This window comes from Kocuria aegyptia, assembly GCF_039530085.1.
GTDB lineage: Bacteria > Actinomycetota > Actinomycetes > Actinomycetales > Micrococcaceae > Kocuria > Kocuria aegyptia.
In genome coordinates this window covers 1-24,161 of record NZ_BAAAOA010000007.1, presented here as the reverse complement: position 1 = coordinate 24,161, position 24,161 = coordinate 1, and the positions used below count along the sequence as shown (strand labels likewise).

General features: G+C 72.5%; 19 protein-coding genes and 1 tRNA gene. 5 read left to right on the top strand and 15 right to left on the bottom strand.

Annotated elements, in window-relative coordinates:
- Window positions 1-83: 83 nt before the first annotated feature.
- The 7 genes from ABD220_RS02375 to ABD220_RS02345 form a co-directional block, all read right to left on the bottom strand.
- Window positions 84-2,036: a threonine/serine exporter family protein gene (locus ABD220_RS02375; RefSeq protein WP_344119485.1), complete on the bottom strand. Its 1,953-nt coding sequence runs from the start codon at window positions 2,034-2,036 to the stop codon at window positions 84-86.
- Between the two features lie 58 nt (window positions 2,037-2,094).
- Window positions 2,095-3,177, bottom strand: a complete 1,083-nt coding sequence (locus ABD220_RS02370; RefSeq protein ID WP_344119483.1) for a lipid II:glycine glycyltransferase FemX — start codon at window positions 3,175-3,177, stop codon at window positions 2,095-2,097.
- A 351-nt stretch (window positions 3,178-3,528) separates the two neighbouring features.
- Window positions 3,529-3,807, bottom strand: a complete 279-nt coding sequence (locus ABD220_RS02365; RefSeq protein ID WP_344119481.1) for an HPr family phosphocarrier protein — start codon at window positions 3,805-3,807, stop codon at window positions 3,529-3,531.
- An 80-nt stretch (window positions 3,808-3,887) separates the two neighbouring features.
- Window positions 3,888-5,588: a phosphoenolpyruvate--protein phosphotransferase gene (gene ptsP / locus ABD220_RS02360; RefSeq protein ID WP_344119479.1), complete on the bottom strand. Its 1,701-nt coding sequence runs from the start codon at window positions 5,586-5,588 to the stop codon at window positions 3,888-3,890.
- Between the two features lie 69 nt (window positions 5,589-5,657).
- Window positions 5,658-7,799, bottom strand: a complete 2,142-nt coding sequence (locus ABD220_RS02355) for a PTS fructose transporter subunit IIABC (RefSeq protein ID WP_344119478.1) — start codon at window positions 7,797-7,799, stop codon at window positions 5,658-5,660.
- Window positions 7,800-7,863: 64 nt separating this feature from the next.
- Window positions 7,864-8,838, bottom strand: coding sequence for a 1-phosphofructokinase family hexose kinase (locus ABD220_RS02350; protein WP_344119476.1), 975 nt, complete (start codon window positions 8,836-8,838; stop codon window positions 7,864-7,866).
- The gene (locus ABD220_RS02345) at window positions 8,835-9,626 is read right to left on the bottom strand and encodes a DeoR/GlpR family DNA-binding transcription regulator (protein ID WP_344119474.1); all 792 of its coding nucleotides are present in this window, start codon (window positions 9,624-9,626) and stop codon (window positions 8,835-8,837) included. Before ABD220_RS02345 ends, ABD220_RS02350 begins: the two co-directional genes overlap by 4 nt.
- Before the next feature lie 293 nt (window positions 9,627-9,919).
- Here ABD220_RS02345 and ABD220_RS02340 point away from each other — a divergent pair, with 293 nt between their 5' ends.
- Together ABD220_RS02340 and ABD220_RS02335 are read left to right on the top strand one after the other, a co-directional pair.
- The gene (locus tag ABD220_RS02340; RefSeq protein ID WP_344119472.1) at window positions 9,920-10,585 is read left to right on the top strand and encodes a DUF3817 domain-containing protein; all 666 of its coding nucleotides are present in this window, start codon (window positions 9,920-9,922) and stop codon (window positions 10,583-10,585) included.
- A gap of 102 nt (window positions 10,586-10,687) precedes the next feature.
- On the top strand, window positions 10,688-11,290 hold the full coding sequence (locus ABD220_RS02335) for a TIGR03085 family metal-binding protein (RefSeq protein WP_344119470.1): 603 nt from the start codon (window positions 10,688-10,690) through the stop codon (window positions 11,288-11,290).
- A 68-nt stretch (window positions 11,291-11,358) separates the two neighbouring features.
- Here the strand turns inward: ABD220_RS02335 and ABD220_RS02330 are convergent, their stop codons facing one another.
- From ABD220_RS02330 to ABD220_RS02315, 4 genes are all read right to left on the bottom strand, one after another.
- Window positions 11,359-12,054 carry a L,D-transpeptidase family protein gene (locus ABD220_RS02330; protein ID WP_344119468.1) on the bottom strand — a complete coding sequence of 232 codons (696 nt, stop codon included), beginning with the start codon at window positions 12,052-12,054 and terminating at the stop codon, window positions 11,359-11,361.
- Window positions 11,978-13,555 carry a hypothetical protein gene (locus tag ABD220_RS02325; RefSeq protein ID WP_344119466.1) on the bottom strand — a complete coding sequence of 526 codons (1,578 nt, stop codon included), beginning with the start codon at window positions 13,553-13,555 and terminating at the stop codon, window positions 11,978-11,980. The genes ABD220_RS02330 and ABD220_RS02325 overlap by 77 nt, the downstream gene beginning before the upstream one ends.
- A gap of 19 nt (window positions 13,556-13,574) precedes the next feature.
- Window positions 13,575-14,228 carry a hypothetical protein gene (locus ABD220_RS02320; protein ID WP_344119464.1) on the bottom strand — a complete coding sequence of 218 codons (654 nt, stop codon included), beginning with the start codon at window positions 14,226-14,228 and terminating at the stop codon, window positions 13,575-13,577.
- 152 nt (window positions 14,229-14,380) lie between these two features.
- On the bottom strand, window positions 14,381-15,436 hold the full coding sequence (locus ABD220_RS02315; RefSeq protein ID WP_344119462.1) for a glycoside hydrolase family 26 protein: 1,056 nt from the start codon (window positions 15,434-15,436) through the stop codon (window positions 14,381-14,383).
- Window positions 15,437-15,568: 132 nt separating this feature from the next.
- Here ABD220_RS02315 and ABD220_RS02310 point away from each other — a divergent pair, with 132 nt between their 5' ends.
- Window positions 15,569-16,642 (top strand): PP2C family protein-serine/threonine phosphatase, encoded by a 1,074-nt coding sequence (locus ABD220_RS02310; RefSeq protein WP_344119460.1) that lies wholly within the window; start codon window positions 15,569-15,571, stop codon window positions 16,640-16,642.
- On the opposite strand, the gene opgC is transcribed toward ABD220_RS02310, so the two are convergent.
- The 4 genes from opgC to ABD220_RS02290 all read right to left on the bottom strand — a co-directional run bounded on the left by opgC (window position 16,570) and on the right by ABD220_RS02290 (window position 21,455).
- The gene (opgC, locus tag ABD220_RS02305) at window positions 16,570-18,951 is read right to left on the bottom strand and encodes an OpgC domain-containing protein (RefSeq protein ID WP_425552498.1); all 2,382 of its coding nucleotides are present in this window, start codon (window positions 18,949-18,951) and stop codon (window positions 16,570-16,572) included. The two genes, ABD220_RS02310 and opgC, sit on opposite strands and share 73 nt — an antisense overlap.
- A gap of 490 nt (window positions 18,952-19,441) precedes the next feature.
- Entirely contained in the window at window positions 19,442-19,912 is a 471-nt protein-coding gene (locus ABD220_RS02300) for a hypothetical protein (protein ID WP_344119456.1), read from the bottom strand.
- A 436-nt stretch (window positions 19,913-20,348) separates the two neighbouring features.
- Window positions 20,349-20,425 (bottom strand) — tRNA-Thr (locus ABD220_RS02295).
- Window positions 20,426-20,591: 166 nt separating this feature from the next.
- Window positions 20,592-21,455, bottom strand: coding sequence for a DsbA family protein (locus tag ABD220_RS02290; RefSeq protein WP_344119454.1), 864 nt, complete (start codon window positions 21,453-21,455; stop codon window positions 20,592-20,594).
- A gap of 213 nt (window positions 21,456-21,668) precedes the next feature.
- Here ABD220_RS02290 and ABD220_RS02285 point away from each other — a divergent pair, with 213 nt between their 5' ends.
- The gene (locus ABD220_RS02285) at window positions 21,669-23,123 is read left to right on the top strand and encodes an alpha,alpha-trehalose-phosphate synthase (UDP-forming) (protein WP_344119703.1); all 1,455 of its coding nucleotides are present in this window, start codon (window positions 21,669-21,671) and stop codon (window positions 23,121-23,123) included.
- A complete protein-coding gene (otsB, locus tag ABD220_RS02280) occupies window positions 23,123-23,929 on the top strand; it encodes a trehalose-phosphatase (RefSeq protein ID WP_344119452.1) in 807 nt (268 codons plus the stop codon). Before ABD220_RS02285 ends, otsB begins: the two co-directional genes overlap by 1 nt.
- The last annotated feature ends 232 nt before the right edge of the window (window positions 23,930-24,161 follow it).

Here is a 24,161-nt window from a genome sequence, read left to right as displayed (position 1 = left end):
CCACCCCGTGCAGGCCCCCATCGAGGTCCACCCCGTGCAGGCCCTCATCGAGGGTCCGCCAGGCCCCGGCCCGGGTCGGCGAGTCAACGGCGCCGGTTGCGGCGGGAACTGGTGCCGTTGAGGTGCCCCACGAACGGGCGCATGAGGTACTTGCCGAGCACCACCCCGGAGGCGAGGGCCACGATCGAAGCCATCGCGTTGACGAGTCCCACGATCCCGGGGCCGTAGGTGTCCGTCTCCACGGTGATGGTGTACATGCCGCGGAAGATGGACAGCCCGGGCAGCAGGAACGTCATCGCGGGGATCGCCAGGACCAGTTGGGGAATGCGGTGCCGGGCCGCGAGCACGGTCGCCACGCACCCGCTCGTGACCGCCGCGAGAGCCGTGTCCAGGCGGGCACCGACACCCGCGGCCATGCCGGCGTGGTAGACCACGAGGCCGCCGAGGGCGGTGGCCACGGTCGAGAGCACGTGGCGGGGCTTGGCCTGCATCGTGACCGCGATGAGCCCGGTGGCGATCAGCATGAACACGGAATTGGTCAGCGGGCCCACCGGGTCGAAGGCGCTCTGCGAGACGTCGACCCGGGGCATGCCGGCGTAGCCGGCCACGGAGATGCCGCCGGCGATGCCGGCGACGATGCCGAGGAATGCCATGGACGTGGAGAGCAGGCGGCCGGCCGCCGTGACCGGGAAGCCGTTGATCGCGTCCTGCATGGTGGAGACCATGCGGGTGGTGGGCAGGAGCAGGATGATCCCGCCCGCGATGACCCGTGTCGGGGACAGGTCGACTCCGGCCCAGGACAGCAGCAGGGCCATCGTGGTGAGGATCCCGGACTGGGCGGCCATGGTGAAGAACTCGGGGATGCGCCAGACGCCCAGCCGGTGCGCGACGATCTGGTTGATGACCGAGGACAGCCCGGCGACGAGCGAACCCAGAACTCCTCCCCCGATGCCGACCGTGATGGTCATCGCCGCGGCGGTCGTGGCGGCCCGCACCATCCACCGCGGATAGGGCTTGGGCTTGGCGTTGATCGCCTCCAGGCGCCGCTCCGCCTCCCCGCGGGGCATCTCCCCGCCCGTGATGTCCGCGACGAGCTGGTGCGTCTCGGCCAGGCCCGCGTAGTTGTCCGTCCAGGAGCGCACCACCCGCATGACCGTGTGGCTGTTGGTGTCCGGGTCGTTGAAGACGTCCTCGCGGGTACGGGTGTCCCCGCCCTCCGGCTGGTCGTCGGCGATGTAGTTGATCGTCACCGCCTGGTTGGTGATGTCCACCTCGACGTTCTCGACCCCGTACGTGGTGCACACGGCGATGATGGCGTTCTCGACGTCGAGGGCGTCCGCCCCGTAGTGGAACATCGTCTCCGCCAGCCGCAGCGCGAAGTTGAGGGTGCGCCGTGCCTGCCGGCTGGTGGACTCCCCGAAGCGGCGCAGGTTGGCGAAGGGCGAGGCGTTGAGCCGTTCCACCACGCGCATGGGAGCGGTCGGGGCGGACTCCCCCTGCAGGATGGACCGCAGCCGGGCTCGCCCGCCGGGTCGGGCGCCCTGCGCACGGGTGGACGGGTAGGCGCCCCGCTGCATCCGGTCGGAACTCTTGCCGGGAGCCGGGAGGGGCCCGATCGTCGTCGTCTCCGGTCGGGAGACGGGGACCGTGTCGGTGCGGCGCCGTCGGCGGGCCGGCACCGACAGGGGCACGGTCTCGGCAGCCGAGAGCAGCTCCTGACGCTTCTGCGGCTCGGGAGTGTCATGGTGCCGGCGGATCAGGCTGGTGCTCAGCACAGGCAGCGGCTGCGGGGCGTCCGGCACGATGTCGGGCGCGGCGGTTCCCGCGCGGCGCCGGGCGTGGAGGGCCTGGTCCTCGGTGGGGCGGACCGTGGGCAGGCCCGCCCCGTGCCGGGCGATCGGGCGGGCCGCGCCCGTGAGCGTCGTGTCCCCGCCGGGGCCGAACGGCTCGACGACATGGACGTCGGGCTCTCCGGCCCCGTCCGACGAGGGGTAGGCGGCGAACTGGCGCAGGGGGGCGCGCTGGTCGGTCACCACGCGGCGTTCCTCCTTCCGTGGCGCGGGGGCAGGAGCCCGGAGGGCGGTCGGGTCCGGATCAGTAGAAGGGCTGGCCCGTGCGCCGCACCCACAGCTGGCGCTGGACCTTCTCGGCCACGTTGGTCCAGACGGCGTACTTGGCGGGGCTCAGGACCTGGTCGTGGACGCCCACGAAGTCGACCACGCTCTTGGTGAAGCTCGTCTTGAACAGGCCCAGCCCGTAGTACGGGTGCTCCTTGTTCTTGAGCTGGTCGCTCGGCGGGGTGCCGCAGAAGTCGTACTCGACGATCCCGTGCTCCCGCATGAGGTCCGTGATCGCGGTCCACTGGAGCAGGTGGGAGTCACCGTACTGGCGGCGCCGGGGCTTCGAGCCGCCGTCCTTGTAGGTGCCCTTGCTGCCGTAGGCGATGACGTAGGCGCCCACGGAGGGCTCGCCGTCCTCGTAGGTGAAGTACAGCCGGCCCTGACCGGCCTGCTCGAACGTCGTCCAGAACTTCGCGTAGTACTCGTAGGAGCGCAGGTTCACGTTCGCGCCCCCCTGCCCCACCGTGTCCATGAGCGCGTACATCCGGCGCATGTTCTGCTCGGTGAGCTCGACCCGTTCGACCGTGCAGCCCTCGCGCAGGGCCCGCCGGACGGCGTTGCGCCCGCGGGAGTGCAAGGACTTCAGCACGGCCTCCTCGTCCCGGTCGGTGTCGAGGACCGCGGTGGAGTCGTTGGGCTGGATGTTGAAGGACTTCTTCAGCCCGGCCCGCGCGAGCACGCCCCGGGCGTGCTCCGAGTCCAGCACGTCCGGCTCGATCTTGATCGCGAACACGTTGAGCCGCTGCTCCGCCACGAGCCGGGCGCTGGCCGCGGCGATCCCGGGGATGTCGTCGACGGAGGCGACGTCCGGGCCCTTGATCATGTACCAGAGCTTGCCGAGGGCGGGCACCGGCTTCTCGAGGACGAGGTTGTAGGACGCCTGCCCTCCGTCGGCGGGCTCGTGCACGAGGTGCAGGGGCCGCCAGCCGTGGTCCGCCTTGACGTCCGCGAAGGACGCGGACTGCAGCAGGTTGCCGCCGTGCGGGTTCGCCGTGACGTGGGTGTCCCAGTCGGCGATCTCCTGGTCGGTGGCGAAACGTGCGGTGAACTCTCGCAAGGCTCTCTCAATCGTCGAGGTCGTCGGGGGCGGCCTGCCTGGTGACCGGCGGGCCGGTACGCCGGCGGGGGCCGGCCCGGGTCAGTCTAACCGTGCGGGCCTGAGCGGCTTCTGAACCGTGCCGGTCCGGTGCCGCGCTGTGCATCCTGTGGTGCCTGCGCGGCGCTCCGGCTCCCTGCGGCGGTGGTCGAGCGGTGGTCGGTCGGCGGTCATCGGGCCTCCATCGGGGTGTGCGGGCATCCCCTCCACGGCAGTCGGCGCCCGTGCGGGACCCGTGAGACAGGTCGGAGGGCACGCGACGGCGCCCGCCCACCGTGTGGTGGACGGGCGCCGGGGCCGGACGGTGCGGTCCTACTCGGCGTCGTGATCCGTCTCGAGGATCTGCGCGAGCGCATCGAGCGCGTCCTCGGCGCCCGCGCCCTCGGCGCGGAGCACGACCTTGTCCCCCTGGCCGGCGCCGAGGGACATCAGCGACAGCACGCTCGAGGCGTCCATCGCCTCGTCCTCGGGCTCGCCCTCGGCGGCGATCGTGATGTCGAGGTCGTACTCCCCGGCCGCCTCGGCGAAGATCGCCGCGGGACGGGCGTGCAGGCCGACGGACGAGGCGATGGTGGCGATGCGTTCTGCCATGGTGGTGCTCCTTCGGGTTGCGGGGTCCGGGGTGACGGACCCCGGTGGTTGGGGTACTGGGGGACGGTGCGGTCGGGCCGTCAGAGCCCGAGCTCGGCGAGCACGCCGAGCTGAGCCCGCACGGCGGCGGCGGCCTCCTCCGCGCTGGGCTGTTCGATCGCGACCTCGGCGAGGGCCTGCGCGGTGGCCAGGTCGACGCTGCGCAGCACTGCGGCGACCGCGGCCAGTCCGCGGGGGCTCATGGACAAGGTGTGCACGCCGAGGCCCACGAGCACCACGGCGAGCGCGGGATCGGCCGCGGCCTCGCCGCAGACGCCCACGTTGCGCGGGCCCGCACCCTCGGACTCGGCCCGGCGGGCACCCTCCACGGTGTACCGGATCATGCGCAGCACGGCGGGCTGCCACGGGTTGTTGAGCTCCGCGAGCGAGCCCATCATCCGGTCCGCGGCCATCGTGTACTGAGTGAGGTCGTTGGTGCCCAGGGAGACGAACTCGACGTGGCGCAGGATCTGGTCCGCGGTGACGGCCGCGGACGGCGTCTCGACCATGACCCCGGGCACCCGCAGGCCGGCTGCCGCCGCCATCGCGGCGAAGTCCCGGGCCTCGGAGGTCGTGGCGATCATCGGCGCCATGACCCACACCTGCGCGTCCGTGGCCTTCTCCGCCAGCGCGATCGCCTCGAGCTGACGGGCCAGCACGCCCGGCACCGAGCGGTCCGTGCGGTAGCCCCGCACGCCGAGGGCGGGATTGGGCTCGGCGGTGTCCGTGAGGAAGGGCAGCGGCTTGTCCGCCCCGGCGTCGAGGGTGCGGACCACCACCTTCTTGCCGGGGAAGGCCTCGAGGATCGCGGTGTACTGCTCGACCTGCTCCTCGACGGAGGGCTCCTTGTCCCGCCCCAGGAAGCAGAACTCGGTGCGCAGCAGCCCCACGCCCTGGGCCCCGGCCGCGGCCGCCGTGCGGGCGTCCTCGGGGGTGCCCACGTTGGCCAGCAGCGGCACCTCGGTGCCGTCCGAGAGCACGCCGCGGCCGTCGAAGGCGCTGCGCGCCGCGGCGCTGCGCACCCATGCCTCCACGAGCTCCTGCTCGTCCTCCCCGGGCTCGGTGCGGATCTCGCCGGTGGCGCCGTCCACGAACACGCTCGTGCCGTCCGCGAGCGCCTCGACGCCCCGGGCGGCCACGACCGCGGGAAGCCCGAGGTTGCGGGCCAGGATGGCCGTGTGGGACTGCGGCCCGCCGCCGGAGGTGACCAGGGCCAGGACCATCTCCGGGTCCAGGGTCGCGGTGTCGGCGGGCGCGAGGTCCTCGGCGGTCAGCACGAACGGGACGTCCCGCTGCGGCACTCCCGGCATGGGCAGACCCCGGAGCTGGCACACCAGCCGCGCCCGGACGTCCTCGATGTCCGCGGCGCGCTCGGCCATGTACCCGCCCAGGGCGCGCATCTGGTCCGCGTAGTCGCTCGCGGCCTCCCACAGGGCCCGCTCGGGGGCGAGCCCCTTCCCGGTGATGAGCTTCGCGGCGTTCTTCAGCAGCGCCTTGTCCCCCGCCATGAGAGCGGTGGACTTGAGCACGTCCGCGGCGTCCTTCTCGACAGCGACCTCAGCGCGGCGCTTGAGCTCGGCCTTGACGGCGGCAGCGGCCGTCTGCAGCCGGGCCACCGCCGCCTCGGGCTCCTCGTCCTGCAGGGTCAGCCCCGCGGCCGGCTCGGAGACGGGCTCCGGCATGCTCACGAGCTCGCCGATGACGCGGCCCGCGCACACCCCCACGCCTGTCAGTGTCTGCATGGTGTTCCTCTTCCTCGAGAAAGATCTGACCGGTCGGCGCACGGACCCCGTACGGGGCCCGTGCCCCGCTCAGGCGGTGGTCGGCACAGCGGCGGCGTCCTCGCGCGAGCGGGTGGCGTCCGCCACCCGTCCGTGCGCTCCGCCCACGTGCTTGAGGGCGACGACGACGGCCGCAGTGACCACGGTACCGACAACCACCGCGAGCAGGAACATCAGCGGGTTGCCGATCACGGGCAGGATCCAGACCCCGCCGTGCGGCGCGGCAGAGGTGACGCCTGTGGCCATGCTGACCGCGCCGGCCACCGCGCCACCGATCATGGACGCGGGCAGCACGCGTAGCGGGTCCGCCGCGGCGAACGGGATCGCTCCCTCGGAGATGAAGGACGCACCCAGCAGCCAGGCGGCCTTGCCGTTCTCCTGCTCGGCCACCGTGAAGTACCGCTTGGCCACCGTCGAGGCGAGGGCCATGGCCAGCGGGGGCACCATGCCGGCGGCGATGACGGCGGCCATGATCTCCTGCGGAGCGGTGTTCGCGGCGGTCGCGGCACCGAGTCCCGCGGCGGCGAACGTGTAGGCGACCTTGTTGATCGGCCCGCCCAGGTCGGTACCCATCATGAGGCCGAGGATCGCGCCGAGCGCCAGCGCGCTGGCACCGGTCATGCCGCTGAGGACCTCGGTCAGCCACGCCATGAAGGTTGCGATCGGCCCGCCCAGGACCAGCAGCAGCAGGCCCGCGGCGAAGATCGTGGCGAGCAGCGGGATGATCACCACGGGCATCAGCGAGCCGAGCCAGCGGGGCAGGCGCGGCTGCGCCAGCCAGTAGGCGGCCAGACCGGCCAGCAGGCCGCCCACGATGCCGCCGAGGAAGCCGGCGTCCATGAAGTTCGCGACCAGTCCCGCGGCGAAGCCGGGGGCGATGCCGGGCCGGTCGGCGAGCCCGTAGGCGATGTAGCCGGCCAGGGCGGGCACGAGCAGGCTCATGGCCAGGTTGCCCATCTTGAACAGCACGGCCCCGATGTACTGTGCCAGGGTGAACTCGCCCAGGTTCCAGAGGGTCGAGCCCGTCAGGACGTCGTCGGCGACGTTGGCGATGTCCGCGCCGGCGATCATGAAGCCGAAGGCCATGAGCAGACCACCCGCGGCCACGAACGGGATCATGTAGCTGACCCCGGTCATCACGGCCTTGCGGATGCGGGTGCCCCAGCCTTCGCGGCCGCCGGAGGAGGCGGCTTCGTCGGCGGCGCCGCCGGCGGCGCCCTGCACGCGCTTGGCGTTCGGGTTCGCGGCGTTGGCGAGGGCCTCCTCGATCATGACCTTCGGCTCGTCGATGCCGCGCTTGACCGGCGAGGCGACGTAGGGCTTGCCCGCGAAGCGGGAGCGGTCGCGGACGTCGACGTCGGTCGCGAAGATCACGGCGTCGGCCGCGGCGATGGTGGCCGGGTCGAGCTTGGTGAAGCCGGCGGAGCCCTGGGTCTCGACCTGGAGGTCGACCCCCATCTCCTCGGCGGCGTAGGTCAGCCCGTCCGCGGCCATGTAGGTGTGGGCGATGCCGGTGGGGCAGGCCGTGACGGCCACGATCTTCTTGCCGGCGTGCGAGTCGGCGTCAGCCGCGGCGGGCGCGGCATCCGCAGTCTGCACGACGGGCGCCGGGGCGTCACCCGCGTCCCCGGACCGGGCGTCCACCGAGGCGGGCACCGCGGCGGCGGAGGTCGCGCCCGCGGTCCCCGCACCGGCCGCGGAGGCGCCCTCGGCGGTACCGCCGAGTCCCAGCGCGTCGTCGACGATCCGGACGATCTCCTGCTCGGACCGCGCGGCGCGCAGGGCGGCCACGAAGTCCTTCTTCATCAGCGACCGGGCGAGCTTGGCCAGCAGCTTCAGGTGCGTCTGGTCGGCGCCCTCGGGCGCCGCGATGAAGAAGACGATGTCGGCGGGGCCGTCCTTCGCGCCCCAGGGGACGCCCTGGGCGAGCCGTGCCATGACCAGCGTCGGCTCGAGCACGGCCGTGGAGCGGCAGTGCGGGATCGCGATGCCGCCGGGGATGCCGGTGGCGGTCTTGTTCTCGCGGGCGATGGCGTCCGCCAGCAGCCCGTCGAGCTGCTCCGCGCGCCCGGTTCGCTGCACCAGGGCGGCGAGCCGGCCGATGACGGTTTCCTTGTCTGCCCCCAGGTCCTGGTCGAGCGAGACCAGGTCGGGAGTGATGAGCTCGGACACGATGTCCTCCTTGAGCGGCCGGGCCGGAGGCCCGGTTGGATCGGATGAGGTGAGGTGGAGCGGTTCAGCCGGAGACGGCGCGCGCGGGGAGCTCCCGCACGCTGACCGCCTCGGGGGTGGTCTCGGAGAGGGCCGGGACCCGGGTGCCCGGCAGCGCGGCCGCCGCGGACCCGGAGGCCACGGCCTGCCGCAGGCACTCCGGCGGCGCGTCGCCGCGCTCCTGGGCGATGAGGTAGCCCGAGAGCGAGCTGTCGCCGGCGCCCACGGTGGAGCGCACGGACACGGGGGCGTGGACGGCGTGCCAGGAGCCCTCCGGGACGGTGAGCACCGCCCCGCCGGCCCCGAGGGTCGTGAGGACCGCGCCCAGGCCGCGGCCCACCAGCGCGGCGGCGGTCGCCGCCGCGAGGTCGGGATCGGCCTCGAGCCGTTCGCCGTCGACCGTCCCCACGAGCTCGGCGAGCTCCTCGCCGTTGGGCTTGATGAGGTCGGGCAGGGCGTCGTCGCCGGACATCGCGCCTGCCAGCGCCGCCCCGGAGGTGTCCACGGCGAACAGGGGCGAACGCTCCCCCAGGGCCGACCGGACACGGCGGACGATCCGGGCGTAGACGTCCTCGGGGGCACCGGGCGGCAGGGAGCCGGCCAGGACCACCCAGGAGGCGTCCGCGCCGCGGTGGACGAGGAGCTCGACGACGGCGTCGACGTGCTCGGAGCCCAGCGGTGCGCCCGGGGCGTTGATCTTGGTGGTGGTGCCGTCCGGCTCGGTGATCGTGATGTTCGAGCGGATCGGGGCGCCCACGGGGACCGTCTCGTAGGGGACGTCCGCCGCGGCGAGCTCCGCCAGCAGCGGGTCGCCCGGGTCGCCCGGCAGCACGGCCATGGTCGGGACGCCGCTCGCGCGCAGCGCCCGGGAGATGTTCACGCCCTTGCCCCCCGCGTCCTGCCGGGCGCCGTCGGCGCGCTGGACGGCGCCGCGGCGCAGCGTGGCCGGGAGCTCGACCGTGCGGTCGAGGGACGGGTTGAGGGTGACGGTGAGGATCACGCGATCACCACCTCGACGTCGGCCTCCTCGAGGGCGGCGGCCAGTTCGGGACCGGGCTCCCGGTCGGTGATGAGGGTGTCGACTTCGTCGAGCGACGCGAAGCGCATGAGGGTCTCCTGATCGTGCTTGGCGGAGTCGCAGAGGACCACGACCCGGCGGGAGGTCTGGATGATGGCGGCCTTGACGACCGCCTCGATGGGGTCCGGGGTGCTCAGCCCGAACGCGGCGTGGATCCCGTTGCAGCCCACGAACGCGAGGTCGGGGCGCAGCCGGGTGTAGTGCTCCGCGGCCCGTCCGCCGGCGGCGGCCCAGGTGAGCTTGCGGACCCGCCCGCCGACGAGCTCGAGCCCGATGCCGGAGGCGTCGGCGAGCTTGGCGGCGATGTGCAGGGCGTGGGTGATGATGAGCTGCTCCTGTCCGTCCGGCAGGGTGGAGTCGGTGCGGACGATGAGGTCGGCCAGGGCCTCGACGGTGCTGCCGGCGTCGAGCACGACGGCCCCCGCCCCGCTGGTGCGCAGCAGGTCGAACGCCGCCTGCGCGATCCGCCGCTTCTCCGGGGTGTTCAGGTGCTTGCGGGACGAGATGGTCTTCTCGTCGGACGTCGACTGGTCCGCGGAGACGGCTCCCCCGTGCACCCTGCGGAGCCTGCCCGCGGCCTCGAGGGCCGCGAGGTCGCGGCGGACCGTCTCCATGGTGACGTCGAAGCGGCGTGCCAGATCCGCACCGTTGACCCGACGAGTCGTGAGCACCAGCTCGGCGATCTCGGCCTGGCGTTCCTCTGCGAACATGGCGTGCACCTCACGGATGGGAAGGACGGACGATCATTGCGTTCCCTTGAGTTTATGTGAGTTCGTGTGGTTTTACCAGGGTTCTGGTGATCCATTTCACGAAGGGCCACATTCGGGGTCGTGCTCCGGCAGGTCGGCTCCTCCGGCTCCCGCGAGGTCGGCCGCTTCGGGGTCCACCCTCCATCACGCGGGCCCGCGACGCCCAGCGGTCCGGGGCGGCCTCCGCGAACGCGCCTCCGAACTGCTCGACGCCTTCGGAGCAGCGGCCCGGCACCGCCGACAGGACGGCCCTGGTGGACCTGGTGCCGCGCTTCCCCGAGCCCGACGCCGATATCATCCTGGTGACGGAGGACGGCCGGACCGTGGAGCAGGATGCCCACGGCGCCCTGCTCGCTGCCCGGGGCGCGTACGCCGCCCTGCACGCGAGCCGGCTCGCGGCTCCGACGATCCCCGACGACGCCCCACCCCCACCAGGCCCCTCGACGTGCAGGAGAGCACCACCCATGACACCCCGTGAGCTCTACGGACGCTTCGCCCTCGCGGAGGCGGTGACCTGGACCCTGCTGATCCTCGGCATGGTCCTGAAGTACACGGGGGTCTCGGAGGCCTTCGTGCCCGTCTTCGGCATGCTGCACGGACTCGTGTTCCTGGGCTACTGCGTGGTGACCTGCTTCGTGTGGGTGGACCAGCGGTGGTCCGCGGGGTTCGGGGTGCTGGGCCTGGCCAGCGCCGTGGTCCCGTACGCCACGATCCCCTTCGAGCGCCGCGCGGAGCGCACGGGCCGGCTCGCCGGCGGCTGGCGCCTGGCACCCGGCGGCGACCGTCCCGGCACCGTGCCGGAGCGGCTGGAGGCCTGGTCGCTCCGCAGCCCGCGGCTGGCGGTGGTGGCGGGCGTGGTCGTGGTCGCCGGTCTCGCCTCGGTGCTCCTGTACCTGGGCCCGCCCGTCCCCCGCGGCTGAGCCCGGCCCGCGCCACACCGGTTCCAGGCGGGCGCGCGCCCGGTATAGCGTGGTCGCAGGACGGCCCCGCCGACCCACGGCGGCGCCACGAGGAGGATCCACGTGACCAATTTCGCCAACGTCGAGCGCCGGCACCTCGCCGCGCTCCTGCGCCGAGTGGGCCCCGACGCCCCGACCCTGTGCGAGGGCTGGAGAACCCGTGACCTCGCCGTGCACCTCGTCCTGCGTTCGGGGCGACCGGACGTCCTGGCCGGCCAGGTGCTGCCGCGGGTGCCCGTTCTGGGCGAGCGCGCCCGCCGCGCCGAGCAGGCCGTCGCCGGCCAGCCGTGGGAAGAGCTCGTGCGGAAGGTCGAGCACCCCCCGCTGTACTCGCTCGCGCGGCTGGGACCGGTGGACAAGCGGATGAACACCGTCGAGTACTTCGTCCATCATGAGGACGTCCGCCGGGCCCAGCCCGGCTGGCACGAGCGCCCACTGCTGCACGACGAGGAGCAGGCGCTGTGGCGGTCCCTGACCCTGGCGGCCAAGGTCATGCTCAAGGACGAGGAGGACACGGTGGTGCTCATCGCCCCGTCCTACGGCGCCGTGCGCGGCGGCCGTGGCAGGACGGGAACCGTGCGCGTGCTGCGCGCCGTGCCGAGCGAGCTGCTGCTGTGGACCTTCGGCCGCCGCGAGCAGGCCAGGGTGGAGCAGACCGTCGAGTAGTCCGTGACCCGCACGGACGCCTGGAGGGGACCGCGCGGCGCGCGGTCCCCTCCTGGCGTCCTGGGCCGTCAGCGGAACAGGTCCGCCCGGACGCCCATGATGATCCGGTCGCCGGGCCGCGCGGTGCGCATGTACCGGGCGACCTCGTGCTCGTGGAGGGCGATGCACCCCGCCGTGGGCTTCTTGTTCGCGTGCAGGAAGATCGCGAAGCCGTCGCCCTGGACGATGGACGAGTCGGGCGGGCGGTTGTAGTTGATCACCACGCCGAGCCGGTAGTCCCCCGACTGCGCGAAGTACCACATGTTCTCGTCCGGCCAGGTGTAGCCGGCCGACTCGAAGTACTTGTTGTAGAGCGAGCCCAGGCGCCCGCCCCACCGGGAGTTCGGGTTGAGCTGCCGGTAGGGCAGCGCGGTGCCCGGGTTGTAGACGCCGAAGGACTCCGTGACCGAGTACGAGCCCTGCGGCGAGAACAGGTACTGCGTGTGCCCCGAGGGCACCCCGGGCCGCTTGAACCCGCTGGCGCCCACGTAGGCGGACGTCCGCCACTCCTCCACGTAGCTGCCGCCGATCCGCACGCAGTTGACGAACGTGGCCTCCGAGCGCCCGTAGCCCTCGGCGATCGTCAGGGACACGCGTGCCGCGTTGCGGGTCGGCTGCACGGAGCGCCCCGTGTTGAGGTGGTGGCACTCACCGCGGAACAGGTGCGTGCGGACCCCCGTGGCCCGGCTCCAGGTGACGAGTCCCCGCTGGAACGTCTGGTGCACGGTCCCGGTGCCGACCTCGTCGGTGACCGGATAGCCGAGCGTCCCCCGCTCGCGTCCCGTGGCGATCCACCGCTGACCGATGGCGCCGTTCGTCTTGACCGCCCGTGCCCCCCGTCCCGGGGCTCCAGTAGATCGTGTGCGCCTTCGAGAAGGACTGCCGGCACCCGCCGCCGGCCAGCCCGCATACCTCGTCGGTCGTGGGGTAGCCGTAGGCCCCGGTCTCGCGCCCGCCGAGGGCCCACTTGTGGCCGATGGCACCCCGGCTCTGCACGGTCCGCGCCCCGGTGGCGGGGCTCCAGTAGATCGTGTGCGCCTTCGAGAAGGACTGCCGGCACCCGCCGCCGGCCAGCCCGCAGACCTCGTCGGTCGTGGGGTAGCCGTAGGCCCCGGCCTCGCGCCCGCCGAGGGCCCACTTGTGGCCGATGGCACCCCGGCTCTGCACGGTCCGCGCCCCGGTGGCGGGGCTCCAGTAGATCGTGTGCGCCTTCGAGAAGGACTGCCGGCACCCGCCGCCGGCCAGCCCGCAGACCTCGTCCTCGACGGGCCAGCCCAGTGCCTCCACGCCGCCGGTGGTGATCCACCGGTGGCCGATCGCGCCCCGCAGCTGCACGAAGTGCGCGCCGTGCGCCTCGGACCACAGGACCACGCCCCGCTGGTGCGGCCACTCCCAGCCACCCTTCCAGGGACGCATTCCCGCGGTCGGCTCCCCGGTCCTCGATCCGGACCGGGCGGCAGCGGCCTCCAGGGCCTGCCGGACCTCGGCGGGCACGGCCGCGTTCTCCGCGGCGGCCGCGGCCGCGGTCTCCTCCGGGGCGGCCTGCCGTCCCTCGGCGGGCTCCGCCCCCGGAGAGGACTGCGTCGTCGGCTCGTCGCCGGCTGTGGGCTCGGCCGGGACCGCGGGTTCCGCGGCTCCGGCCGAGGTGGTGGGCTCCGCGGAGGCACCGGGCGACGCCTGGGCCTCGGGGGCCGGGGCGACCGTGAGCACGGCGCGGGCCGCGGCACCGGTGGCGTCCACCACGGCGTAGCCCACCTCCACCGGGCGCGCGTCGGCCGGCCCGTCCGGGGCGGGGGTCAGGGCGAGGACCGGGTGATCGGGGACCTCGTCCCAGCCCTCGGGCAGGGCCTCGGGCCCCGTGCCCGGGGACACCACGCGCACGGACCCGAGGTCCGTGCGCAGCTCGTCGACGAGCTCGGCGTCGGAGTCGGGGGCCGAGGGGTCCACGAGCAGGAGCCGCACCGTCGTGGGGTCCTCGAGGTGGTCGTTGGCCAGGACGTCGACGAGCGCGGTCCTGCCCGCGGGCACGGTGGACTCGTCGTCCGCCGGTGCGAGCCGCACGGTCGGCGCGACGGAACCCGCGGTGGGACCGGGCGCCGTCGTCGGCCCGGCCGAGACGCCGGGTGCGGGCGCGGACGGCGCCGCGAATGCCCCCGGGGCGCCGGTGAGGGCGACCGCGAAGCAGGCCGCGACCGCGGCGGGAAGGCGCAGAGCTGAGATCTTCATGGGGGTCCCTTGCTGGGCTTCAGTCGGTGAACTCGACGTAGTGGTCGGGGGTGGTGTTGTCGAAGACGCGGACGGCCAGGTCGGCGTCGTGCTCCGCGGAGAAGGCGACCTCGAGGGAGGCGCTGTCCCCGGGGGCGATGGTCGGGAAGGTCTCCATCGGCACGCCCAGGGAGTCGTCGAAGACGGGGGGCGCCGGCTCCTCGCCCTCGACGGCGACCGGGAAGGACCACGGCACGGCGTCGACCGGGGTGCTGCCGGTGTTGGTGAGGGTGAGCGTGAACACCTGCACCGGGGTGCCGGGGGCGGCCCGGACCGGACGGTCGCCGGTGGTGCCGGGACGAGGCCCCGCCACGACGGCCTCGAGGGAGTCGCTGAGCCGCTGGGCGGCGCCGAAGGATCCTGCGGCGTCCCGGGTGGAGGTGTCGTCGTAGGGAGCCACGTCGTTGCCCGAGGGGGCCGGCCCGCCGCGCGGCGTCTCCGGCGCGGCCCTGCCGGTCTCCGGCGACGCCGATCCGGGCGCGGGCCCGGCCGTGGCCGCCGGCGGGCTCGCGCTGGATGCCGCGGCGGTGCCGGCCGTCGGGTCCTCGGCGCAGCCCGCCAGCGCGACGACGAGCAGCGCCGCGCCGACGGGTCCGAGCCGGCGGCCGGGCGGTGGGGGGAAGGGGACTGCCATGGGGAACTCCTCGACGCGGTCCGGAGGGACCGACCGGCGCCCCGCCGCCTGCGGATGAGCGGTGGAGTGGCGCCGGTCGTTGGGGTCACGCTACACGCGCGGTTTGCTTTTGTGATCCGCATGACACCGTGTGGCGCACGGTGCCGCGGCCGTCACGGGCAGGGGCGCTTGGCGAGCTCGGCCGCCAGGGACTGAGCCGAGGGTGCGGAGGAGTTGATCCGCCAGTCCACCTCCTTGTCGAGGTGGAACCAGACGAGCCCCGTGACATCGGGCTGCTGGGCCAGGTAGTACACCAGGTGCGCGTTCCACTCGGCCTTGGAGCCGCCGGCCTCGGCGGAGGCGGTCTCGGCGATGAGGATCTCCTTGCCGGGGGCGAGGCGGCGCATCTCGGACAGACCGTAGGCGAACAGGTCCCACGGCTGCTGCCAGCTGGACCAGGTCTGGGACGTGCCCCAGTTGTAGCCGTCCAGGGCCACGACGTCGACGTAGTCGGCGCCGGGGTAGAGCCCGTCCAGGGGCGTGGACCCGTAGTAGGGCACGTTCGGGTTCCACACCCACTGCACGTTGTCGGCCCCCGCCCTGGTGAAGATGTCGTGGACGTGGCGCCAGGCCGCGACGTAGTCCCCGGCGCCGTTGCCGTTGACGCCCTCGGCCCACGGGTACCAGTTCCCGTTCATCTCGTGTCCGAAGCGCAGCATCACCGGGGACCCCCACCCGGCCAGGCGAGTGGCCCAGTCGGTGATGTGGGCGTCGTGGGCGCCGGAGGCGATCGCGTCCAGGGAGTAGGCCGGCTGGTCGGTCCCTCCTCCCCAGGCCCACGGCTCCCAGGTCAGCAGCGTGGTGGCTCCGGCCGCACGGGCCTGCTCCAGCTCGAAGTAGGGAACGGGCTGCGCGAAGTCCTTGTAGGACAGGATGATCGAGGGCTTCTCCCCGGTCAGGGACGCGACCTCGGCCAGCTCCTGGGAGGCACTGGGGCCACCAGGGGTGCCCACGCCGAAGCGCAGGGGGCACGTGCGGACCTGGGGCTCGGAAGGTGCGACGGCGACCGAGCGGACCGGTTTCTTGGCCGGGGCGAGCGTCACCGGTCCGGCCGGGAGCTGGACCAAGGGCGCCGCGTGCGCCGCGGGGACTGCTGCCAGCCCGAGGGCCACGGCGGCGGCGACCGCCGTGAGAGAGCACAGGACACGAGGGGGAACAGGAGCAGGCACGGGGAGCCTTCCGACGGGAGCGGGGCTCTCCGCCGACGGCGAGCGCGCTGGGGGTGTCTCGCACGGAGCGACGAGTATTAGCAGGCGCAAACTACCACCCGTGGGCGGCCGCTCCCCACGCCCGGACCGGTCATGTCATACGCGCTGACCGGAGGCGGGATCCCTCCGTCATGGGCGGTGGCCGGCCAGCCGCTGGCGGCCCCGGGCGGTGAGCGGATCGGCTCCCTGTGCCTGCTCGACACGAGGCCCCGCACCCTGAGCGCCGACGAGCGCACGCTGCTGCAGGAGATGGCCGGCTGGGTGGAGCGAGAACTGGCGCTGCAGAGCGAGCTGGACCGCGCCGCGCAGGTCCAGCAGGTGCTCATGCCCCGCACGGCGCCCCGCGTGGACGGCTACGAGCCGGCCGGCCGGTGCGTGTCCACCCAGGCGATCAGCGGCGACTTCTTCGCCTGGCACCTCCTCGACGACGAGCAGCTGCAGCTGCACGTGGCCGACGTGATGGGCAAGGGCATTCCCGCGGCGCTGATCGCGGCCTCGGTCCGCGCGATGCTCGTGGGCGCCAGCCAGTTCAACGACCAGCACAAGGCCTTCGCCCGGGTTGCCGTGGCGTCGCAGGAGCTGCTGGCCGAAACCGGTGCCTTCGTCACCGCGTTCTCCGCCCGCCTGGACCCGGCCACCGGGCGGGTCCAGTACGTCGACGCCGGGCACGGTCTCGCCTTCGTCTTCTCCGCGGACGGCTACCGCCGGCTGGCGCGGTCGGGGCCCCCGCTGGGCGTCTTCCCGGACGACGTGTGGGACCTGCACAGCACCGTGCTCGAGCCGGGCGAGACGCTGGTGGTGGTCAGCGACGGGTTCCTCGACTTCCTCCCCTCGCTCGAGGAGACCCTCGACCGGGCGGTCGGGGCTGAGATCCACGGCCTGCCCGTCGCGGAGCTCGTCGACCGCGCCGTCGCCTTCGCCCGCGTGCAGGGCCGCCCCGACGACGTCACCGTGGTGGCCCTGCGCCGGGCCGCACCGGACGCCGTCCGCGCCTGGGCGGGCGCACCTGGGCAGTCGCACCTGGGCAGTCGCACCTGGGCAGTCGTGCCGGAGCGGCCGCGCCGAACCTCACCGCGGGACCTCACCGCGGGACCTCACCGCGGGACGAGCCGGAAGAGGAACCTGGTCCGGACCATGGCCCACAGCAGCCCCAGGACCACGACGTAGGCGGCGGTGTTCAGCCACAGGTTGCCCTGCTGGAGAGCATCCACGTTGGCCACGGCCAGGACCAGGAACACGTGCACGACGAACACGTAGAGGGTGGCCCGGCCCAGCGGGATGAGGAACCAGCCCAGGGCGCGCCGGAACAGGGCCCAGTAGGCGCTGAGCAGGGTGTAGCCGGCGACGACCACGAGGAGCACGTTCACCAGCCGGCCGATCCCCAGGTAGGTCCGGCCGAAGTAGCTGTCGTAGACGGTGCGGAACGCGGCGTCCGGCAGCAGGGCCAACCGGACGTCGTAGGCGTTGCTGGCATAGGGACTGGACCAGGAGAACAGTGCGAAGGCGGCGGCGAGCAGCAGGGTGGCGACCAGCAGCGGCCGCCGGCGCCGGTCGGCGAACCACGTGACGACCTGCCGCCGGTAGTACCCGGCGACCATGCCGAGCACGAACAGCACCTGCCACACGAGCAGAGGGAACGAATCCTCGAACTGGGAGGGCAGCAGGCGGATCCGGTAGACCGTGCCCGCGGCGTAGAGCCCGCCGCTGACCAGCAGGACCAGCCAGGCCCGGCCGCGAGCCAGGGCGGCGAGCACGAGCGGGCTCACCAGGAGCAGGATCACGTACAGGCCCATGATGTTGAACTGCCACGGCCCGACCTGCAGCAGCAGCACGGCGGGGACCAGGTGGGCCTGGACGGGGAACTCGAAGAGTCCGTCCATGCCTGCGTAGAGGTCGTACGTGGTGCCCGCGGCCCCCGTGCCGGCGGCGCCGGTGCCCTGGTCGGTGAACGTGGTGACGGCCCCGGCGTCGAGGAAGGGCATCCAGCTGAGGGCGTAGACGAGGAGCACGACGACCAGCGCCGTGAGGTAGAGCTTCCACGCCCGTGCAGCGGTGTGGTCGACGACGGTCCCCAGATCGTTCCTCGCCCGCGGCCCGTACACCATGCCCAGCACGGCCCCGGAGAGCAGGACGAACAGCTCGGCCCCCGAGACGACGCCCACGCTCTCCTGGGTCAGCAGCTGGAACCACGAGGTGAGGCCCACGTGGTTGACGACGACGAACACGATCGCGAGTCCCCGCAGCATGTCGATCCGGTGGTCACGCGGCGCCGGCTCCGCGTAGCGCCACGCCCGCGCGGGGCGCCACCGGGGCAGCAGGCAGAGGAGGAGTCCCGCACCGAGGACGGCCGCCGCCGCGGTCCACGCGGCGGGGCCCTGCAGGACGATCCCCGGGGCGGCGGTCTCCGCGCCCGGCAGTGCCGCCTGCTCGGTCACCGGGCCCGTCACCACGGACGAGGCCCGTACTCGGTCCCGGAACTCCGTGGCGAGGCCGGGATCGGCGGTGGACCGCCAGTCGACCGCCAACACCCCGTCCGCCCGCTCCTCGACGGTCTCGTTCCACACGACCGCGCCGATCCGGTCGTAGTCCTCCGAGGAGGCCGCCGTGAGCACCTGGTCCCACCACGGGGCCTTGACCTCGAGCGCGGTCGGCCCGCCCGCGTCCGGGCTGTAGAAGGATCCCGTCTCCACCATGAGCGGCTTGTCGCGACCGGCGGCGTACGTGGCGTAGAACCCGTCCGGCTCGCCCAGCAGCGCACCGAACCCTTCCGGTCCCGGGACGGTGTTGCGGGCCGCCTCGTTGCCGGTCTCGTCGTGGTAGGCCGACAGTCCCACCCAGTCCACGACGTCGTCGCCCGGGTAGTAGGGACCGTAGGGGTCGTCGTCCTGGTCCCAGACCCCGTTGCCGTCGGTGTCCAGCGTCGCGAGGTCCACACCCCGCGGCGCCACGGACGTCGGGGCACGGAACGGGTAGTCGGTCCCGGCGGTGGGCGACCACACCATCACCGGGTTCTCGAGCCGGGCCCCCACCGCGGCCGCCACGGTCCGGAACGCCGCGGTGTAGGCCTCGGGCTGCTGACCCCACGGCACCCAGGAGGCGTTCATCTGCGGCGCGAACCGGATGAACACCGTGCCGCCGAAGCCCTCCGCGACATCGGCCAGCTGACCGGCGAGGACGGCGGCCCGGGCCTCGTCCACCCGGTCCAGCGCGATCCCGGGCCGGATGGTGAGCAGGGCGTGGGCGCCCTGCTCGGAGACCTGGGACAGGTAGTCCCGCAGATGGCCCTGCTCCAGGTCGTCCATCGGCAGAGGCACCGGCCGCCCGAAGACGGCCGCCGGCGCGCCGAGACGCTCGGCGTGCCCGGCGGCGGAGTCGGTTCCCCAGTCCAGCAGCGCGCCCAGGTACGGTGCGCCGGGCTCCGGCGTTCCGGCCGCCCGCGCCGGGCCGGACGACAGGAGGACGAGGACGAGGATCATCAGCAGTGCGGCCGCAGCGGCGGGCAGGCGCGCGCAGGATCGGCCGGTGGGTCTCACAGGGGGGCTCCGAGGGGTGGGGGGCGGGGGCAGTGCTCATTTTCGTCCTCACCGCGACCCGGGGAGGCGAACCCGGCGACGACTCGCCGGAGCGCCCCGGCGGCCGGACCGCGGACGGACGCCACCGGCGGCGCCACGGACCCGCCGTCGGCATCGTTGTCCTCGCGGCTTCCGGGTTCCCGGTCGGCCCCTTCATCGCCGCCCCATACCCTTGGAGCCAGACCCTCTGTGACAGGGAGAGGCCCCGCATCCCGGCGACTGCTCCCGGTGCGGGGCCCTTCCCAGCAGCACGTCCCCCGGGTACTACACCGGAGACGGAAGGTCACCGGCGGACGTCTGCTTCCCGCGGGGCTCGGATCGATGCGGCGATACTGCCCCCCGACCGATCGGCCGCGCGGTACCGGGCGGCGCTGAGCCTGCCCGGCGCCATCAATCAGCGGTGGTGCTGGTGGTGGTGCTTCCCGGACGACCGCTTCTTCCCATGCCTGTCGTCATCGTCATCGTCATCGTCGTCGTGGTCGTGGTCGTGGTACTTCCAACCGTTGCCGTCGTGATACCAGCTCTTGCCGTTGTCGTCCTTCTTGTGGTCGTACTTCTTGCCGTGGTGGTACTTCTTGTCGTGGTCCTTATCGTCGTCGTCCTCGTAGTCGTGCCAGTACCACACGCCCCCCTTGAGGTACCAGTACCCGTCGTCCTCGTCGTGGTCGTCGTCGCAGTGCTCGTAGTAGGCCCACCAGCTGTGGTAGACCTTCTCATTCTCCTCGCAGTAGATCTTCTGCTTGTAGCCGTGTCTCTTCTCTCCGTTGTCACCATTACCGCCCGCTACCGCCGGACCGGCGAGTGATCCGCCGAGAAGGACGGTCGCGACAGCCGTGCTGGCGAGGGTTTTCCGCAGAGTGCTCATTGTTGCTCCCGTGAAATGGGCATGGCATCAGAGTCGTCATGCATGTGAGATATCGAGGAATTAGGGCAAAAGGCCCCACCTATGAACTAGGTATGAACACCGTAGGAGTGACCTGAGACACGGTTCAAGACTCCGACCAGGGGCTTTGTCATCACAGTTCCGTCTCGCCCCAAATTAGGGACGGCAGGCCGATCACGGGGGTTCACCGGCGCCGCCACTTCACCTTTGGGACCGCGCTCGGCGCCCGGAAAAAAGCCACCGGAACCCTTGAAACAAAGGGATCCTCAGCGATCTGTTCCCGGTAGCGAACGGACGGCGCGAGGACGGCCGACGAAATCGCCTGCTCAACCCCGTTGTGGAAGTCGGTAGGAACAATTTCCACGCCGAGACCCCAGCGCAACATATGACGTCACGGACAGTCGCTACCGCAAAACCGTGGAGCCCCCTACCGGATTCGAACCGGTGACCCCCTGTTTACAAGACAGGTGCTCTGGCCAGCTGAGCTAAGGAGGCGAAGCAACTCTCGGGCCGCACGGGTGCGGGCCGAGCCGCCGGTTCCTCAGGATATCGGACGCGTCCGGAGACCCCGAAATCCCAGGGCAGCGAGCGGGTGCGCACAGCGCGACGGCGCCGCGCCCGAGGAGGGGCGCGGCGCCGTCGCGCTGTGCGGAGCGGGGACCTACCCCTTGGCCTCGACGGCCGCGTCGAGGGCCTCCTGGAAGGCCTCGTTGCCGAGGCGCTCACCGTCGATGAAGACGGTGGGGGTGCCGGAGACGCCGTTGGCGAGGGACTCCTGCGAGACCACGTTCACCATCGGCCGCCACGTGTTCTCCTCGAGCGCGCCCGCGATGTCGGCGCCGTGCGAGGAGGCGATCTCCACGAGCTGCTCGTCGTCCAGCCCACCGGTGCCCTGATGGGAGAACACCTCCTCGACGAAGGCGAGGTACTGCTCCGCCGAGACCTGGTTGCCGACCTCGTAGGCGGCGGCCGCGGCCCGGGAGGAGTACTGCGTCGGCGTCGCGCGGTCCAGGAAGTTCAGGTTGCGGTACTCGAGGGTGATGTCGCCGGAGGTCACGGCCTCTTCGAGCGCATCGGCGTTCTCGGCCTCGAAGTCGGCACAGTGCACGCACTCGAAGTCCTGGAAGATCACGACCTGCACGGGCTCGTCGTCGCCGGAGGCTTCGACGCCCGGTGGAACGGCGGACTCGTCGGGGGTCTCCGGGGCCTCGGGGACCTCGCCGAGGTCACGCTCCTCGACTTCGGACTCGCCCGTGCGGATCCCGTCGGCCGTCAGCACGGTACCGCCCCACTGGTTGGCGCTGGCCGGAACGGGCCCGGCCTCGGGGATCTGCTGGGCACGGTTCTGCGCCACGACGATGCCGATCACCGCGACGATCACCAGGACCAGGGCGAGGATGCCCAGCTGCAGGATCCGGCGGGAGCGCTTGTCCTGCCGTGCGTGCTGGTCCGCTACCTGCCGCGCCCGCTCGCGGGCGGCGTCGCGGTTCCGGGGGTCGGGCGTCGTGCTGCTGCTGGCTGCCATGGGTCCTCTTCGAAAGATCCTGGGGGGCGGATGGGGACGTGTCGTCGCCCAGATTATCGGACCCCCTCCCGGGCCGCCGACTCAGGTGATCATCAGGCAGAACCATGAGCACACTGATGAATAGACTGGAGAGAGGACGACGACGACCTACCGGAAGGACACCTCGTGAGCGAAGACCAGACCCCCACCGCCTCCACGGCCGATCTGGAGCAGGTGCCGGAGCCCCGGACGGACGTGCCGCAGGAGGCCGGCTACGACTTCGTCGTGGTCTCCAACCGGTTGCCGGTGGAGCGCGTCGTCGAGCACGGGGAGTCCTCCTGGCGCCGGTCCCCCGGCGGGCTGGTGGCCGCCCTGTCCCCGGTGATGGCCCGCAACGCCGGCGCCTGGGTGGGCTGGCACGGGGCCGCCGACGAGACGCTCGAGCGCTTCGACCACGACGTCTACCACCTCGCTCCGGTGCCGCTGTCCGCCCGGGAGGTGGAGACCTACTACGAGGGCTTCTCCAACGCGACCCTGTGGCCCCTGTACCACGACGTCATCGCGCCGCCGGAGTTCCACCGCGCATGGTGGAACAGCTACCGCGACATCAACCGCCGCTTCGCGGAGCGGACCGCCGAGGTCGCCGCCGAGAACGCCACGGTGTGGGTGCAGGACTACCAGCTGCAGCTGGTCCCCAAGATGCTGCGCGAGCTGCGGCCGGACCTCACGATCGGATTCTTCAACCACATCCCGTTCCCGCCACTGGAGATCTTCGCGCAGCTGCCCTGGCGGCGAGCCGTCCTCGACGGGCTCTCGGGCGCGGACCTCATCGGCTTCCAGCGCCCCGGTGACGCCCAGAACTTCCAGCGCTGCGTGCGGCGGTTCCTGGACGTGCCCTTCAAGAACGCCGCGGCCCGGTTCGGGGCGGGTGACGCCGCGTGGACCGTGCACGCGAAGTCCTACCCCATCTCCATCGACGCGGAGTCGATCCAGGAGCTGGCCTCCCGGCCGGAGGTCAAGGAGCGGGCCCGGGAGATCCGCCACGAGCTCGGTGACCCCGAGAACGTGTTCCTCGGCGTCGACCGCCTGGACTACACCAAGGGCATCCTGCACCGCATCAAGGCCTACGGCGAGCTGCTGGAGGACGGCCGGCTGACGGTGGGCCCGTCGGTGCTGGTCCAGGTGGCCAATCCCTCACGGGAACGCGTGGAGTCCTACGTGCAGCTGCGCGAGGACGTGGAAGGCCTCGTGGGCCACCTCAACGGCCAGCACGACACCATCTCGCACACGGCGATCCGCTACCTGCACCACGGCTACCCGTTCGAGGAGATGGTGGCGCTGTACCTCGCGACCGACGTCATGCTCGTGACCTCCCTCCGGGACGGCATGAACCTGGTGGCGAAGGAGTACGTCGCCGCCAAGGCAGACGGGTCCGGGGCCCTGGTCCTCTCGGAGTTCACCGGTGCCGCCGAGCAGCTCAAGCAGGCGCTGCTGGTCAACCCCCACGACATCGACGGGCTCAAGGACGCGATGCTGCGGGCCAAGGACATGCCCCCGGCCGAGGCGAAGAAACGGATGCGCGCGATGCGGCGACAGGTCCTGGGCAACGACGTCAACGACTGGTCCGAGGCGTTCCTGCGGGACCTCACCCGCACCCGCCCCGGAACGACCGGTGAGGAGGAGCGGTGATGGACGCTCACGACGACACCCGCGCGGAGCTCGCCGGCGCCCTCGCCCGGGCGGCGAAGGCCAAGACCCTGCTGGTCGCCCTCGACTTCGACGGCACCCTGGCCCCGTTCACGGACGACCCGGACGACAGCCGAGCGCTGCCGGAGGCCCGGTCCGCGCTCGAGGAGCTCCTGGCGCTGGACCGCACGTACGTGGCCGTCATCTCCGGCCGGCCGATGCGGTTCCTGCGCTCCGTGGTGGACCCGGCCGGCCGGATGCTCCTGTCCGGCTCCCACGGGGCGGAGCTGCTCCTCGACGCCCTGGGGGACGCGGCCGCCGACACCGCACTGCAGCTCTCCCCCGCCCAGGAGGGACTGCTGGCGCAGGCCACCGCGCTCGTGGAGGCGCAGGTCGCCCGCTATCCGGGATCCAGGCTGGAGCTCAAACCGACGGGGGCCGCCTTCCACACCCGCACGATGAAGGACCAGTCCCTGTGCGCCCAGGCGGAGCAGGAGATGGTCGAGCGCTTCGAGCAGCTCGAGGGGCTGAAGGTCACCCCGGGCCAGCACGTGGTCGAGTCCTCGGTGCACTCGGCGACGAAGGGCGAGGGCATCACCGCGTTCATGCAGGCCACCGGCGCCGACGTCACCCTGTTCGCCGGCGACGACGTGACCGACGAGAACGCGATGCGCGAGCTGGGCCCCGCCGATCTGGGCATCAAGGTGGGCACGGGACAGAGCGTGGCCGCACACCGGGTCGCTTCGCCGGAGGAGCTGGCCGCGGCGCTGGCCCGGCTGGCCGAACTACGCCGGGACGCGGTGCGGTGACCGCGGACGGCGGCGCGCCGATGGCGGCGACGTCCCGAAGCTGATTAGGATCACTGTGTCCCTCGTCACCTGAGGGGGCATCTCTTCTCCTTCGGATCGTCCGGCACGTGCCTGCCGGGAAAGAGGCCTTCACCCATGTCTTCCGTGCGCTACGCCAACGTGACCTGCCAGTACCCCGGGGCGACCCGGCCCTCGGTCACCGACCTGAACCTCGAGATCGCCGACGGGGAGT